Here is a 15,092-nt window from a genome sequence, read left to right as displayed (position 1 = left end):
AAGGCGATAAAGTGTGTTATTCATTAATAAATAATCTAAAAAACGGTAAAATAGTTCTTCTATTTTATCGTTTTTTAGCGCTTAACAAAGAACAGCGTTTTAAAAATGGGTTATTGAAGATCGCAAAATCAACGAGCGCTTTGCTGATAACCAGAAAATTTTTTTAGATTTGTTCATGGGTCTTGATTGAACTAACCAGAGTGAAATAAAGGGCTTTCGTTATTGATTGACAGTGACAGCTAAACTTGCTATAGTGAACTTGAAAATAAATAAAACCTAGATGAATGAGGTATTTTGATGAGTGTAGCAGGTATCTAACGTAGTAAGTTGAATAGCCAATAGAGACGTAAGCTTATTTGGCATGCTTATAGATGATACCTGTCATTTCATAACCAACAATTCTATTAATGAGGGATGGGGCGCGTCTTATTTGAGATGTTCCTCATCTTTTTATTTTTCCTAGGTCTTATTTATTTTAGGACAGGTATCTCTTCAAAAAAGGAGAGAATATGAAACAAACAATCGATAAATTACAATTTGATCAAATCAAAGAAGAAGTGAAAAAACGAGTTATTGGACAATATAGCAAAAAGCGTATCGAAGAAATGACCCCGCAAACTAATCTACAGACAGTCAAAAATCGCCAAGAAGAAACAAAAGAAGCGCGACAAATCTTAGAAAGTCAGCAACACGTTCCCTTTATGGGATTGACACGGATTGATGCGTTGACTTCCCAAGTGAAAAAAGGCTTTTTACTGACACCAACTGAATTGATCGAGTATGCAGACTTTTTAAGAAGTAGTCGAATGATCCGTCGTTTTTTTGAAAAAAATCAATATCAAACACCCTTGTTGCATGTGTATAGTAAGAATATGCCTGATTTGTCGATGGTCGAAGAATTGATTTATCAACAAATCAAGAACCAAAAAGTAAGTGATGAGGCCTCACGAAATTTACGAAAAGTACGAAAACAATTACAACTAACAGAAAAAGAAATCCAGGATCGTCTTTTAAAGTTTCTAAGACATCCGCATAACAAAGAAATGATCCAAGAAGCAATGATTGTTCAAAAAGGCGATCACTATACGATCCCAATCAAAGCTAGTTATAAAAATAAAGTGCCAGGCACGATTATTGAACAGTCAAATAAAGGGACGACAGTCTTTATTGAACCAACGGCTGTGGAAAAAGCGAGTATGAATTATCAATTGTTAAAAGCAGAAGAAATAGCAGAAGAATATCAAGTTTTAGCTTATTTGACTGGTGCTTTAGCAGAACAAGAACAAGCAATCGATTTGATCATCGAAACGATTACTAGATTAGATATCATTTTCGCCAGAGGGAAGTATAGTCGAGAAATCCATGGTGTGACACCACTGATCAATCAATCAGAATACATCAAGATCAAACAAGGAAGGCATCCACTGATTCAAGGGAAGGCTGTTCCGTTAGACTTTGAACTTGGTAATGACTATCGAGGATTAGTGATCACTGGAGCGAATGCAGGTGGTAAGACTGTCGTATTAAAGACAGTGGGGTTATTGACGTTGATGGCGATGTTTGGTTTACAGGTTCCGGCAGCCGAAGGAACAGAGCTAGCTGTTTTCGATGAGATTTTTGTGGATATTGGAGATCAGCAAACGATCGAGAATGCGTTAAGTACGTTTTCTGGTCATATGCAAAATATTGCCGAGATGTTACGCAAGGTGAGCAGAAATACCCTTGTATTACTTGATGAGATCGGCAGTGGCACAGAACCTAATGAAGGAGCAGCGCTAGCAGTTGCTATCATGGAAGCCATGTATGAACAAGGGGCATTGATCGTTGCAACTACTCATTATGGCGAAATCAAAAAATTTGCGAATGATCATGAAGATTTTATTCCAGCCGCAATGGCATTTGATAAAGAAGCATTGAAACCTAAATACCTTCTTCAAGTGGGGGAAACAGGAGAAAGCCAAGCGCTATGGATCGCTCAAAAAATGAACATGTCGCAAACCTTGATCGAACAAGCCCAATATTATATCCAGCATAAAGCTTATCGGACAACCAAAAAAGTGTTTCGGACAACGAAAGTAAACGAGCCTAGGACGAAGACACAAGTGCAGCAATTTTCGAAAGGGGATCGGGTATATTCTGCGGTCCACCAACAAGAAGCCTTAGTTTATGAAGATACAGCAGAAGAAACGGTTACGATTTTCTTGGATAAAGAGTTAATCAAGGTCCCACGAAAACGTCTCACGTTAAAGATGTCAGCAGAAAAGTTATATCCAGTCGGTTATGAATTAGACCATTTGTTTACAGACTTTCAAACTAGAAAATGGCAAAGAGATCTAGCGCGAGGATCGAAAAAAGCGCATAAAAAATTAGCCAAAGAAGCTAAAGAACGACGAGAAAAAAGAGACTAGGGGTTAAATGAAGACATTGTTTTAAAGAGGAATAGCCAATAGCTCTCGTCTTTTTTTGACAGTCGTTCCAGTAGTTTTTACGATCCAAGTATGTGAATAGCTAAATTGGAGAGTTACTCATGACTTTAGACAACGGGAAAAAATTGGCACTTGTACCGATTTAGGTTAAAATGGAACAAAGTTTATTTAGGGAGATGTCATGTATGAAACTGACTTCGAATTGGCGAAAAGAAATAGGAACGATCCCTAATCTCTTATCAATTTTTCGTGTGATTCTTTTGCCGTTTTATTTTTACTTTGTTTTAGAGCAATCGTTTATGCTTGCCGGTATCTTGATTGCTGTATCAGGAATCACTGACTTTTTAGATGGATTTATTGCTCGTAAGTTCAACCAAATCACGGAATTGGGGAAATTATTAGATCCAGTGGCAGACAAGTTGACGCAACTGGTCTTGATCCTTTCCATGGCTTGGTATCGACCGATGATTTGGTGGATATTCGGTTTATTTCTGATCAAAGAAGGGTTCATGTTTTTTGCTGGTATCATTGGATTGAGAAAAAATGTGAAATTAGATGGGGCAAAATGGTATGGGAAATTAGCAACTGCGGTCATTTACGCAGGCATGGTGCTTTTACTGTTGTTTCCCGAACTTCCTGCGATCTGGGTCAATTGGATCTTTGGATTGATCACTTATAGCTTGCTTCAATCCTTCATTTTATATATCCGTGAATATCATAAACTATTGAATTAAGAGAGTGATATCTCAAATAAAAGAACTCAAGCCAAGGAAGTGGTTTGAGTTCTTTTACTTGATGAGGGGATGGATTTCCGCTCATTGTTTTATTTTCCATAGGAGAACCTTGCTTAACTCTCGAAGCTAGTAGTCTTAAGGTTTGATATAAGCATAGCCTTTTTCTTGTAATTCAATGAGGTCTAAAATACCAGCTGGTACCACGATGACTTTTTCAGGCAAGGATTCTGTACTGATGTGATTGCCACGTAGCGCATTAGCACAAGCGTGGAAGGTAACCCCTAAAGCAAGAAATTCTTCATTTGCTGGATCAAGGTAGCCGGTGATGCCTTCACCGTTGACACTAACCACAATCGTTGTTTCAGGAGCGATTTTCAATAGGTTCTTGACGTTATTCATCGTTTCATGCCACTTTCTCGTTTCATCGATATGAAAAACAACTTTCATTTGAGTCTCTCCTTATTTTTTGATGATCAAGTTGATTGCTTGTTCCATTTTTTTGGCTTGCTCTTCTGCGCTGTTTTCTGGATGCTCCAAACAGTCTTTTAAGTTTTCTGCCACGATCATTCCCATGACACGATCAATGCTAGAACGAACGGCGCTTAATTGTGTGATAATTGCCATACAGTCTTTCTCTTCTTCAATCATCTTTTGGATGCCGCGAATTTGTCCTTCTGTTCGTTTTAGTCGATTGATGATGTTCTTGTCATTGATTTCCATTTGAAAACCTCCTTTATGCTTCTAGTGAGATGATACCCTATGTAGGTATATTTTGTAAATAATTATGACGATTTAAAAAAGTCAGAATTTGAATAGTTGACAATTCTCTCTTTTTTGTGTTGAATATACCCCATAAGGTATTTACAAAAATAAAAAAGGTGGAAATCAAGATGTCACTATTTCAAACAGTCAAATCAATCTCAACAGCGGAATTAAAAGAAAAATTGAATGGTTCTATTCAGTTGCTCGATGTAAGAACACCAGCGGAATACCAAGGGGGGCATATCAGACAAGCGAAAAATATTCCACTTCAACGTATTCTAAGTTTCAAAGGAAAACAAGAAGCGCCTGTCTATGTCATCTGTCAATCGGGAATGCGGAGCAAACAAGCTACGAAAGAGTTGAAGAAAATGGGGTATGATGTTATCAATGTACGTGGTGGAATGAATCAATGGTTTGAACCAACAGTAGGAGGGAAATAAATGAAAATTGTTATTGTCGGCGGGGTAGCAGGGGGGATGTCTGCTGCCACTAGATTACGTCGTTTAAAAGAAGATGCTGAAATCGTCGTGTTTGAAAAAGGACCGTATGTCTCATTTGCCAATTGCGGGTTACCTTATTATCTCTCTGGTGAGATCAGCGAGAGAGAGAATCTTTTGGTACAAACACCAGAATCATTGGCTGCTCGTTTTCAATTAGATGTGCGTCCCAATCATGAAGTCACAGCCGTTTTTCCAGATGAAAAGAAAGTTGAAGTTTTATCTGATGGGAAAAAATGGCAGGAAAGTTATGATGTGTTGCTTCTTTCCCCAGGGGCAAAACCAGTCAGACCAGCTATTTCAGGATTAGCAGAAGCCAAAAATGTTTATACCGTTAGAAATGTACCGGATATTGATTTGGTAATGACTGCTCTTGAAGAACAACCCAAAAAAGCTGTCGTAGTAGGGGCAGGCTTTATCGGATTGGAAATGGCAGAGAATTTAAAAAAACGTGGACTGACAGTTTCAATTGTAGAACTGGCACCACATGTCCTGCCTTCTTTAGATGAAGAAATGGCGGTGCATATCCAAAATGAACTCATTAAACAAGGCGTCCATGTCCAAACAAAACGTTCTGTCACTGCTTTTGAACATGGTGGCAAGCAGTTACGATTAGATGATGGCACAACGATCGATTCTGATTTAACGATCCTCTCAGTAGGCGTTCAGCCAGACAGTACATTGGCAAAAATGGCTGGACTTGAAACAGGGCTGCGTGGGGGGATCGTAGTCAATGAACACTACCAAACAAGTGATCCTTCCATCTATGCGGTGGGAGATGCCATCGTTGTCAAACAACAAATTACAGGTGCCGATGCGTTGATTTCTCTCGCTTCTCCTGCTAACCGTCAAGGACGCCAAGCAGCAGATAATATAGCGGGAATCGTTCGTAACAATCGAGGAAGTCTTGGTACGTCAATTGTGCGGGTCTTTGACCTTGCTGCCGCTTCTACTGGATTAACAGAAAGAATGGCCCAACAAGCCAACTTACCTTTCTCAGTAGTCCATGTTTCTGGGAAAGACCATGCTAGTTACTATCCTGAAGCTACAGATATTTTGTTAAAACTGATCTTTCATCCTAAGACAGGTGAAATCTATGGCGCACAAGGAGTCGGTGCCAAAGGTGTTGATAAACGAATCGATAGTTTAGCCACAGCCATCAAAGGACAACTAACGATTTTTGATTTACCGGAATTAGAATTTACCTATGCGCCACCTTTTGGTTCTGCGAAAGATCCAGTGAACATGTTGGGATATGTGGCCATGAATGTTGCAGAAGGGCTAAGCGAGACTATCCAATGGCATGAATTGCCAGAAGCACTTGCACAAGGAAAAATCTTACTCGATGTTCGTAATGAAGGCGAGTTGCAAAACGGTGCTTTTAAAGATGCGCTGAATATTCCTTTAAATGATTTACGCTGTCGATTGGCGGAATTAGACCATGAGAAAGAATACATTGTCAGCTGTCATAGTGGACTGCGTAGTTACTTAGCAGAACGTATCTTGAAACAAGCAGGCTTTCATGTCCAAAATCTCGATGGCGCCTTTGCTTTGTATCACGCTGTTCGTCCAGAAGACTTGATTTATCCAAAAAAATAGAGCTTTGCCTTGCATTTTTAGTAAAATGGCGCTAGACTGGTTAGTTCTACTACTTCGAATCAAAGGAGAATGTGTATGGTCAACACACGAAATTTAGAAGAAGCCTATCTAGCGTCAGTTTATCGGCAATTACTAGAAAAGCAGGAAGAGTATCAGCAACTATTACAAGAAACCAGTGCGTACGGACGGGATTCGTTACAAATGATGTCCGAAGATATTCGGATCAATTTTGATAGTTATTTAGACAATCTTGATACGTATTCACTGATTGAGATGAAAAATCGTGAAATCGATCAATTGAATCTCAAGATCCAATCAGCTAATGAGACTTTGAAAAAAATCGAACGGCTATTGATGAGTCCCTATTTTGGGAAGATCGAAATTGATTTTTTAGAGGAAGAAGCACAGGGAAAAAACAGTCACGAAGCTTTTTATATTGGGACGGCTAACTTTACTAATGATGAGGATGAAACCTTGGTTTATGATTGGCGTTCGCCGATTGCTTCTCTTTTCTATAACAATGATTTAGGTCAGTCTTCTTATTTAGTGAATCAAAACCAAATCGAGGTAATGATCCATGAGCGACGTCAATTTATCATCAAAAAAGATCAATTGCTCCACTTTTTTGACACCTCGGTAGCAATCCAAGACGATGTCTTACTTGATGCTTTAGAACAAAGTGAGACGTCAGAGATGAAGGCAATCACGGCTACGATCCAATCCGAACAAAATACGATCATCCGAGACACTACAAGCCAAAATATCTTAGTCAATGGCGTGGCAGGCAGTGGGAAAACCTCAACGATCATGCAACGAATTGCTTATTTGCTTTATCAATACCGAAACCAACTTTCTGCGGATGATTTGCTGATTTTGTCACCGAACCATCAATTTATTGATTATATCGGTAAGGTATTACCTTCGTTAGGTGAAAAAAATCCGTTGAATGTCACGATGATTCAGTTGGTGGATCAACTTTTTTTAGGGAATGTTGAGTCAGAAAAAGCTTATTTTCAACGGATTACGCAGACGGATGTGGATGACCAGACAGCAGTTCTCAGAAGTCAGGCATTTATGAAGCAGATCGAGCAAGCGACTTCCTTGTTTACTGAACAGGCTGATTTCTTTTTAGCCATCAAAAAGAAGGAAAAAATCGTGATCTCAAAAGAAGTGATCAAAAAAATCTATGATAGCACGCCCGATTACCCGAATCTAAGAGAAAAACTTCAAGCGACTAAAGACCGACTGTTGCGCTACTGGGAAAAGCAATTGCTGAAACAAGCAGGTAGTGACGCCATTAAAGATCAATTATTATCCTTACCAGAAGAGATGCAACAAAAGTATTTCCAACAGTTGATCACCGATGAATCACCAGAGAAATTAGTCAGTTATGGCAAACAATTGCTTCAAAGAAAATATCGAACAGTAACGAAACAAATCAAACAGATGGCGTGGGTCGATGAACAATTTTTATTTGAGGAGATTTATCAAAGTTACACTGGGAATAAGTATCAGCGAACAACTCCTTGTACATTAGATGAAGCCGTCGCACGTTTACATGTGCGCCATCTGCTGATCGAAAAAATCACCCAAGTCAAAAAGTTCGTGTTGATCGATGAGGTGCAAGACTATACAAGTGCGCAACTTTTGCTCTTGTTAAACATCTTCCCCAACGCTCGCTTTACACTCGTAGGAGATGAAAATCAGGGGATTTTTAATTCCACGACTTCTTTTGAAGCAATTGAAAGCTATTTTTCAACGGCTGGACGATCTGTGACGAGATATGATTTATTGAATAGTTATCGTTCAAGCGGGGCAATCACGACTCTCTTTACCCAATATTCAGGGGAAAAAGAAAAGATCGATATTGTTCCCGTTCGTCCTTATGGGGAAGAGCCGGAATTTGTGACTGCAGCGACTTTCGATCAGTGGCTCAGTCAGGTCAATGAACGACAACAGCACACGGGTGAACAATTAACAGTCATTACATTGGAAGAACAGCAAGCCGCAATGATACAACAAAAAGTAGAGCGGAACAACCAGCTGAACATCCAAGTACGCCCATTGAGTCTTTCTAAAGGACTCGAATTTGATCACGTACTGATTTATCTAACAGCTGAACCGAATACCCCACGTGAAAGAAGGCAAATGTACACGGCTATATCTCGAGCAATGAAAACTGTCGTTATTTCTTTGGTAACAGATCAATAGAGAAAAGAACAAGTTATCTCCAATGAAAGCCATTGAGATAGCTTGTTTTTTTACCATCATTTTTTAAAATAGTTATTTTAATTTATTAAGAAAATCTTAACGACTAGAGTAAATTTCTTACATATTTAAGAAAACAAGCTACTATGAAAGTATGGTGAGAAAAGTATAGTTGGTTGTTTCGATGGGAATTTGGTAGAAATGATGTATGTTGTCATCAAGAAATGTAAGGGTTTTTATTTAAAGGGGACAGAATTTATTTTTTAAAGGTGGGAGAAAAATGAATAATCGAATAAAACGTGAAGAAGTTGCAACTCTTTTGATTAAGGATAAGTTTTTTGCCAAAGGAAATCGACGGTTAAAAATCAAGCAATGGATTGCTGCGATTCTAGGATGGTGTGGCGTGATTTTTCCATTTATCTGGGTAACTATTTCGTTTCGGGCTTCAATGAAAGGGAGAGGATTGCAATGGCATTCGTTTCCGGAAGAACGAAAAACGTTTTCTTTTTTGTTGCTATTTTTAGCGATTGCTTTTTTAGGTTTTGTTCTTTTATTCTTATTCATGACTCGCTGGAACAATCGTCGTTACCAAACGATGTTAAGAAGTGAAAAAATGTATGATGAAGAAAAATTAGAAAAGCGTCGAGATATTTTAGAAACGGAATTCAGCATGCGCTTTGGACCTAAGGAAGAGCGTGAAGCGGTTTGCTATTACGTAGTATCAGAAGAGCAAAATCTTGAAAAAGATTTGATCGAAAACCTCTATAAAAACGAGGGGGTCGAACTCTAATGGTCAGAGTCATTCATACAGGTAATGAACTACTGGATTTTGTAGCTATGATCATTTATTTTATCCTTGTTTCTTATCCAATCCTTGGCAGTTTTGCATGGTTTATTGGGGTATTATGCTATTCGTTTTTATTTAAATATAAGCACATTGATTGGGCGGAGATTCCGACAGAGGTCGAACCATTTATCACGATCATGGTACCGGCCCACAATGAAGAAGTGGTGATTGAAGACACAATCGATTATTTAATGACAAAAATCAATTATGGGAATTATGAAGTGTTAGTGACAGATGATGGTTCAACGGACGAAACCCCGGCAATATTAGCTCGTTTACAAAAAAAATACCCCAAATTACGAGTGATCCGCATTGATAAAAATAAAGGGAAAGCTCACGCATTTGATATTGGGATGGCTTTTGCCAAAGGTCGGTTGATCTTAAGCAATGATGCGGATACGGTACCTGAACCAGATGCTTTGTCAAATTATGTGAATTACTTTATTCGCCCTGGTGGTAGAAATATCTCTGCTGTTACTGCCAATATGGACGTGAAAAATCGTACGTCTTTACTTGGAAAATCCCAGACTGTTGAATTTTCGAGCATCGTAGGGATCATCAAACGAACACAAGCAGGTGTACTTGGCGGTCTTTATGCGTACAGTGGGGCAAATACCATGTATCGAAAAGATGCATTGATCGATGTTGGCGGCTTTCGTCAAGATCGGGCAACAGAAGATATCAGTATTGCGTGGGATCATCAGTTGAATGGCTGGATCTCGGTGTTTGCGCCAACCATCATATTTTTTATGGAAGTTCCAGTAAGTTTGCCGATGCTTTATCGTCAGAGAAAACGTTGGGCAAAAGGGGGGACGGAAGTCTGGTTGACGAATTTTAAAAAAGTCCTCGTCCATCCTTTTGAAAATATCGGCAGGACGTTCATGTTTATTGATCAAACTTTTAGTATTATTTGGTCGTTGTTCTTTTGTATTTCATTTTTCGTTTTTATTATTTTAATGGGCGTTTATCTTTATCAAGGAAATTTTGAACAAATCTATCGGACATTGACGATCAGTTTTCTGTTTGTTTGCTTCGAAATGATCTCAGGCATCCTTCAACTGATTGCATCTTTGGTGGTAGACGATCAAGGAAGAAAATTGAAATATATGTTATTTGCCCCATTGTATATGTTGTTATTCTGGATGGTCAATGCGATCACCATCATGACAACCTTTATCCCAGCAATCAAAACGATTTTAGGATACGGAAGCGGCACATGGAAAAGTCCAGAACGAAAAAGTGAATGATGCAACTGAAAAGGACTAGCAAACAAGTGACTGTAGCAGAAGACGAAAGTCGTCTTTTACTACAGTTTTTTTTGGTGCATAACTAAATGATCTTAAAAAAACAGCTAAATGATTCAGAGAAACCGTTTACTAACTGTTTTTTATAATAACCATTATAATGTTTAATATAAACATAAAGGAGGAGATAATGTGGAATTGTACTATCTGACGGGGTTGTTTTTAATAATTACATTGTTGTATTTGTTGGCAAAAAAATATGATTTTGTCAAACAACTTTTTTCAAAGATCACGATTACTTTTTTAGTTGTTTATTTGATATGGCGCTTGTTTTATACTATACCAATAGATAGTTCTGTTTCTTTAATATTTGGGATCATTCTTTACATTGCAGAATTTATCGGGTTATTTGTCTACGGTTTTTTTATTTACCTATTTTCGAATAAATTGTCAAATGAACATCTCTATGAGGCCTATGACGAGAGTTTTCAACCAAGTGTTGCGGCGTTTATTTGTACGTATAACGAAAATAGTAAATTAGTGATCGCCACGGCTTTGGCTGTCAAAGCGTTACGATATCCCAATAAAAAAATATATATTTGCGATGACGGTCATCGTGAGGAATTAAAAGAGATGGCAGAACGTTTTTCCATCGGTTATCTATCACGAGAGGGCAATGAGCATGCGAAAGCTGGCAACATCAACTATGCACTCTCACAAACGACTAGTGACCTCGTACTACTATTGGATGCAGATTTTATTGTCAAAAAAAATATCATTTTTGAAGCCGTTAATTATTTCAAAAATCCTAAAATGGCACTCGTTCAATATCCTCAAACCTTCTATAATAAAGATCCATTTCAGCTTTTAAGAAATTCCTTTTATAATGAGCAAGAATTATTTATGCGCTTTTTGGAGCCAGCTCTTTCTCGAGAAAATGCCCTGATCCATATCGGGACAAATGCAATTATTAGAAGAAGTGCTTTAGAAGAAATCGGTGGGGTTCCAACGAATAGTATTACAGAAGACATGGCGACAGGGATGTTGTTACAAAATGCCGGTTACGAGACCCTCTTTATCAACAAGGCTTATGCATTGGGAATTACCCCTTATACAGCGAAAGAACTAGCTTCTCAACGCTCGCGTTGGGCACAAGGTACGAAGCAGATTTTTGACCACTTCAAGCCACGAAAGTTAAAAGGGTTGTCATTGATGCAAAAATTATGTTATTACAACTCTTATTTGTATTGGTTTACTTCTTTCCAAAAAATTATTTTTTTATTAGCTCCTACGCTGTTTATGGTTTTTGATATTTTTATTGTAAGAAGTAACAACCATCAATTGTTACTATTCTTTTTACCACCGTTTGTTATGATCACCTTATCCTTTAGGTTATACGTGCCTAAAATAAGAAATCTGACGAGTTCTCACATTTATGATTGCTTTGTGGCACCGATCCACACAGGAGCATTATTAAAAGAATTTTTCAAACCACAAAAGAAATTCAACGTAACGAAAAAAGAAATTGTCGGGAGTAACGCATTTGATTGGCGTACGGTGTTCCCGCATATCGTCCTTTTTTGCTGGATTCTTTTTGCTTGTATCATTGCTCTTTACCGATTGATTCGTGGGGAAGGCTATGAATTTGGTTATATTGTTACGTTAGTATGGTCAGTCTATAATCTTTATGGCTTGTTTTATGCCATCACGATCGGTAAAAACCGAGATATCGAAAGTGACAGTGAAGCATTAAGTATTACAGTCAATCGTCAGTTATCCTATGATTCGAAAATCTTTGAGATGTATCAAATGAGTTTTAATGGCTTTCGGATCAGAACTGGTGGGGAATCATTCATTCCGGGAGAAAACTATATGTTTGTTGATCAACAACAAGGGTTGCAGATTACTTCAGTGTGTCGAGAAACACAGGAAGCTTACACCACTTTCTCATTTGAAGATTTGACCCCACAATCAGCGGAAGAACTAGCGAGTTATTATAGTGACCAGCTGAATGCTGCCAAACAACTAGAATTTGATATGGAAGATGATTTAGTAGAAAGCTAAAAAAGAAGAATCACTCGCTTTTCAAAAAAGGCGAATGATTCTTTTTTCATTTTTTATCAGCTATTCAAGATTTCTCCACGGGCTCGACATGTACATCTGTTTCGTGGACTTGGAATTGTTCAAATAAAGTGTGTTCGATCAAATCAGAAATATCATGACTTTCTTTGACAGTCAAATTAGGGTCCATGGTAACAGTGATATCTACATAGGTATTTGAACCATAAGTACGCCCTTTGATACTCTTCACGCTTTGGACTTCCGGGATGTTATTGACTGCTTGTTTGTAGCGCTCTAATTTTTGTTGGTCAAAGCCATCAGATAAAGAAAAGGAGCTTTCTCTAAAGATATCAACCGCTGTTTTTAAAATCAATAAACCCACGACGATTGCAGCGGCACTGTCCAACCAACCCAAATTGAAGGAGGCTGCAAACACTGCCACGGCTGTACCGATACTTGTCCACGCGTCACTAAGATTGTCTTTCGCAGCAGCTAGTAAACCAGGACTGTTGACTTTTGTGGCTAGTTTTTTATTAAAGAGATAAACCCCGTACATGATCAGCGCTGAGACAATCCCAACAATGGCTGCGGTCATATCGGGTGATTCCATTTTTTTGTCAGTAATCGAGAGAATCGAAGAGTACAAGACTTCCAGACCAACCAATAACATAATAAACGAAGTGATTAAACTCGCAATATTTTCGGCTTTCCAGTGACCATAGCGATGTTCAGTGTCTGCAGGTTTGCGTGAGATTCTCAAACCAATCAATACAGCAACCGAAGCTAGGATATCCGTAAAATTGTTTAAGCCATCGGCTCTTAACGCTTCAGAATTTGCGAGATTCCCGATAGTCAACTTCAGTATCGAGACTACGATATAAGCGACAATACTGATGATTGCACCTAATTCTGCTTGTTTCAATTGTTTATATCTGTCTTTGTTCACACATTTTCACTCCAACATAAAGTATTTTATTATCTTATAATATTTTCGAATAAAATCACTAAAAGTGTGGAAAATATAATGGTTTTGGATAGGCGAAATTTGGAACTATCCCGAGCTTAACTGAATCGATAGGAGCAGCGAATCAAAGAGGATCAGCTATGATGACACCTGCAGTAGATTCAGGGATCAGCTAAAAGCAGAAAGCAGGAAAGTCATCTGATGCGTATGCTTTGAGCTTTAAATTTAACCGTGTTAGGGTAGATTTGTACCGAATAAGAAGGAGGAAAGAGACACATGGCAAAAAGAGATTTACCAAAAGTCGAAACTCGTCTTTATATCAATGGCAAATGGCAGACAGGAACAGAAGGTACCTTCGAGGTGATCAACCCTGCAACAGGTGAAACCTTAGCGAATGTTCAAAAAGGTGGAGAAAGTGAAACCCACGAAGCAATCAAAGCCGCTAAGAAAGCATTTGAAGAGTGGTCAAAAACTTCTCCTGCTCAACGAGCAAAATTAATGAACAAGATGGCAGACCTAGTGGAAGAAGACAGTGAACGTTTAGCTACGATCATGACGATGGAACAAGGAAAGCCACTCAAGCAAGCTGCTTCAGAAATCAACACGAACGTTGAAAATTTACGGTGGAATGCTGCCGAAGGTCAAAGGATCTTAGGCGAGATCATTCCTTCTCCGGCAACCAATGAATGGCAAGTACGCAAAGAACCAGTTGGAGTAGTAGGTGCAATCACTCCTTGGAACTTTCCATCCAATATGATTATCCGTAAGATATCTCCAGCAATCGCGGCTGGCTGCACGGTTATCTTAAAACCAGCAAAAGCGACACCGCTTTCTGCATTGGCGTTAATGGAGCTTTTTGATCAAGCTGGCTTTCCTCCAGGAGTCGTCAATATCGTGACTGGAGACTCCTCAACGATCGGTAAAATTCTAACCGAATCAGAAGACGTGCAAAAAATCACTTTCACTGGTTCGACAGAAGTAGGTCAAATCTTAAATAAACAAGCAGCATCAACGTTGAAAAAAGTTTCCATGGAACTAGGCGGACATGCGCCGTTGATTATTTTTCCAGATGCAGATTTAGAATTAGCAACGGATCAATTGATCAAAACAAAATTCATCAATAACGGACAAGTATGTACGTCGCCTAATCGAATTTTTCTTCATGAAGCAATCAAAGAAGAAGCTACGAAATTGATCGTCGAAAAAATCAAACAAGTATCCGTTGGTAATGGCTTAGATGATCCAACGACAGGTCCTTTGATTAATCAAGAAGGTGTGGAAAAGGTAGAAGAACAAATCAAAGATGCCGTAGATAAAGGAGCCAAGATTTTAGCAGGTGGGCAACGACTGACAGAAGGCGAGTATGCGCATGGCTATTTCTTTGAACCCACTGTTTTGGATGGTGTCACGAAGGAAATGGACATCTTTTATCAAGAAACCTTTGGACCAGTGATTCCGTTGATTGCTTTTAAGGAAGAAGAGGAAGTGATCAAAGATGCCAATGATACCATCTTTGGGTTAGCTTCTTACTTCTTCTCAACGAATATCCACACGATCGCGAATGTTAGCCAGAAACTCCAATATGGGATGGTCGGTGTCAATGATACAGCTATTTCAAATTCAGCTACGCCATTTGGAGGGGTCAAGCATTCAGGCTTTGGTCGGGAAAATGGAACTTACGGTGTGGAAGAATATGTAGTAGCGAAGTTTGTGACGATTCGGACAGCTAAATAACTAGCGTATCAAAAAG

At 38.7% G+C, this 15,092-nt stretch carries 12 protein-coding genes; 9 read left to right on the top strand and 3 right to left on the bottom strand.

Annotation, left to right across the window (positions count from 1 at the left end; genetic code table 11):
- Positions 1 to 509: 509 nt before the first annotated feature.
- Positions 510 to 2,408, top strand: coding sequence for an endonuclease MutS2 (locus AB5M32_RS11115; protein WP_368024463.1), 1,899 nt, complete (start codon positions 510 to 512; stop codon positions 2,406 to 2,408).
- Between the two features lie 203 nt (positions 2,409 to 2,611).
- A complete protein-coding gene (locus tag AB5M32_RS11110; protein ID WP_178287148.1) occupies positions 2,612 to 3,160 on the top strand; it encodes a CDP-alcohol phosphatidyltransferase family protein in 549 nt (182 codons plus the stop codon).
- A 135-nt stretch (positions 3,161 to 3,295) separates the two neighbouring features.
- Here AB5M32_RS11110 and AB5M32_RS11105 read toward each other — a convergent pair whose 3' ends face one another.
- Together AB5M32_RS11105 and AB5M32_RS11100 are read right to left on the bottom strand one after the other, a co-directional pair.
- Positions 3,296 to 3,607, bottom strand: coding sequence for a DsrE family protein (locus AB5M32_RS11105; protein ID WP_010720957.1), 312 nt, complete (start codon positions 3,605 to 3,607; stop codon positions 3,296 to 3,298).
- A gap of 12 nt (positions 3,608 to 3,619) precedes the next feature.
- Positions 3,620 to 3,880 carry a metal-sensitive transcriptional regulator gene (locus AB5M32_RS11100; protein ID WP_010737033.1) on the bottom strand — a complete coding sequence of 87 codons (261 nt, stop codon included), beginning with the start codon at positions 3,878 to 3,880 and terminating at the stop codon, positions 3,620 to 3,622.
- A gap of 170 nt (positions 3,881 to 4,050) precedes the next feature.
- Between AB5M32_RS11100 and AB5M32_RS11095 the strand changes: the two genes are divergently transcribed.
- The 6 genes from AB5M32_RS11095 (at position 4,051) to AB5M32_RS11070 (ending at position 12,381) form a co-directional block, all read left to right on the top strand.
- Positions 4,051 to 4,362: a rhodanese-like domain-containing protein gene (locus AB5M32_RS11095; protein WP_063627589.1), complete on the top strand. Its 312-nt coding sequence runs from the start codon at positions 4,051 to 4,053 to the stop codon at positions 4,360 to 4,362.
- On the top strand, positions 4,363 to 6,018 hold the full coding sequence (locus AB5M32_RS11090; RefSeq protein WP_178287150.1) for an FAD-dependent oxidoreductase: 1,656 nt from the start codon (positions 4,363 to 4,365) through the stop codon (positions 6,016 to 6,018).
- Positions 6,019 to 6,093: 75 nt separating this feature from the next.
- Entirely contained in the window at positions 6,094 to 8,229 is a 2,136-nt protein-coding gene (locus AB5M32_RS11085; protein WP_178287152.1) for a UvrD-helicase domain-containing protein, read from the top strand.
- A 277-nt stretch (positions 8,230 to 8,506) separates the two neighbouring features.
- Positions 8,507 to 9,016 carry a hypothetical protein gene (locus tag AB5M32_RS11080; protein ID WP_178287154.1) on the top strand — a complete coding sequence of 170 codons (510 nt, stop codon included), beginning with the start codon at positions 8,507 to 8,509 and terminating at the stop codon, positions 9,014 to 9,016.
- Positions 9,016 to 10,320 (top strand): glycosyltransferase, encoded by a 1,305-nt coding sequence (locus AB5M32_RS11075; RefSeq protein WP_178287156.1) that lies wholly within the window; start codon positions 9,016 to 9,018, stop codon positions 10,318 to 10,320. The genes AB5M32_RS11080 and AB5M32_RS11075 overlap by 1 nt, the downstream gene beginning before the upstream one ends.
- A gap of 189 nt (positions 10,321 to 10,509) precedes the next feature.
- Positions 10,510 to 12,381, top strand: a complete 1,872-nt coding sequence (locus AB5M32_RS11070) for a glycosyltransferase (protein ID WP_178287157.1) — start codon at positions 10,510 to 10,512, stop codon at positions 12,379 to 12,381.
- Between the two features lie 64 nt (positions 12,382 to 12,445).
- On the opposite strand, the gene AB5M32_RS11065 is transcribed toward AB5M32_RS11070, so the two are convergent.
- Positions 12,446 to 13,324: a cation diffusion facilitator family transporter gene (locus AB5M32_RS11065; protein ID WP_010737041.1), complete on the bottom strand. Its 879-nt coding sequence runs from the start codon at positions 13,322 to 13,324 to the stop codon at positions 12,446 to 12,448.
- Positions 13,325 to 13,618: 294 nt separating this feature from the next.
- Between AB5M32_RS11065 and AB5M32_RS11060 the strand changes: the two genes are divergently transcribed.
- Positions 13,619 to 15,076, top strand: a complete 1,458-nt coding sequence (locus tag AB5M32_RS11060) for an NAD-dependent succinate-semialdehyde dehydrogenase (RefSeq protein ID WP_088745602.1) — start codon at positions 13,619 to 13,621, stop codon at positions 15,074 to 15,076.
- Positions 15,077 to 15,092 lie beyond the last annotated feature (16 nt).

It is taken from the genome of Enterococcus sp. C57, from assembly GCF_040887305.1.
In the GTDB taxonomy this organism is placed as follows: domain Bacteria; phylum Bacillota; class Bacilli; order Lactobacillales; family Enterococcaceae; genus Enterococcus_B; species Enterococcus_B hirae.
The sequence above is the reverse complement of the archived record's forward strand: the minus strand, read 5'-3'. Positions and strand labels throughout refer to the sequence as shown.

Coding starts and splice junctions, on each gene's coding strand:
- AB5M32_RS11100 (WP_010737033.1), bottom strand. CDS start 3,880: ATGGAAATCAATGACAAGAACATCATCAATCGACTAAAACGAACAGAA.
- AB5M32_RS11095 (WP_063627589.1), top strand. CDS start 4,051: ATGTCACTATTTCAAACAGTCAAATCAATCTCAACAGCGGAATTAAAA.
- AB5M32_RS11075 (WP_178287156.1), top strand. CDS start 9,016: ATGGTCAGAGTCATTCATACAGGTAATGAACTACTGGATTTTGTAGCT.
- AB5M32_RS11060 (WP_088745602.1), top strand. CDS start 13,619: ATGGCAAAAAGAGATTTACCAAAAGTCGAAACTCGTCTTTATATCAAT.
- AB5M32_RS11080 (WP_178287154.1), top strand. CDS start 8,507: ATGAATAATCGAATAAAACGTGAAGAAGTTGCAACTCTTTTGATTAAG.
- AB5M32_RS11105 (WP_010720957.1), bottom strand. CDS start 3,607: ATGAAAGTTGTTTTTCATATCGATGAAACGAGAAAGTGGCATGAAACG.
- AB5M32_RS11115 (WP_368024463.1), top strand. CDS start 510: ATGAAACAAACAATCGATAAATTACAATTTGATCAAATCAAAGAAGAA.
- AB5M32_RS11090 (WP_178287150.1), top strand. CDS start 4,363: ATGAAAATTGTTATTGTCGGCGGGGTAGCAGGGGGGATGTCTGCTGCC.
- AB5M32_RS11110 (WP_178287148.1), top strand. CDS start 2,612: ATGAAACTGACTTCGAATTGGCGAAAAGAAATAGGAACGATCCCTAAT.
- AB5M32_RS11085 (WP_178287152.1), top strand. CDS start 6,094: ATGGTCAACACACGAAATTTAGAAGAAGCCTATCTAGCGTCAGTTTAT.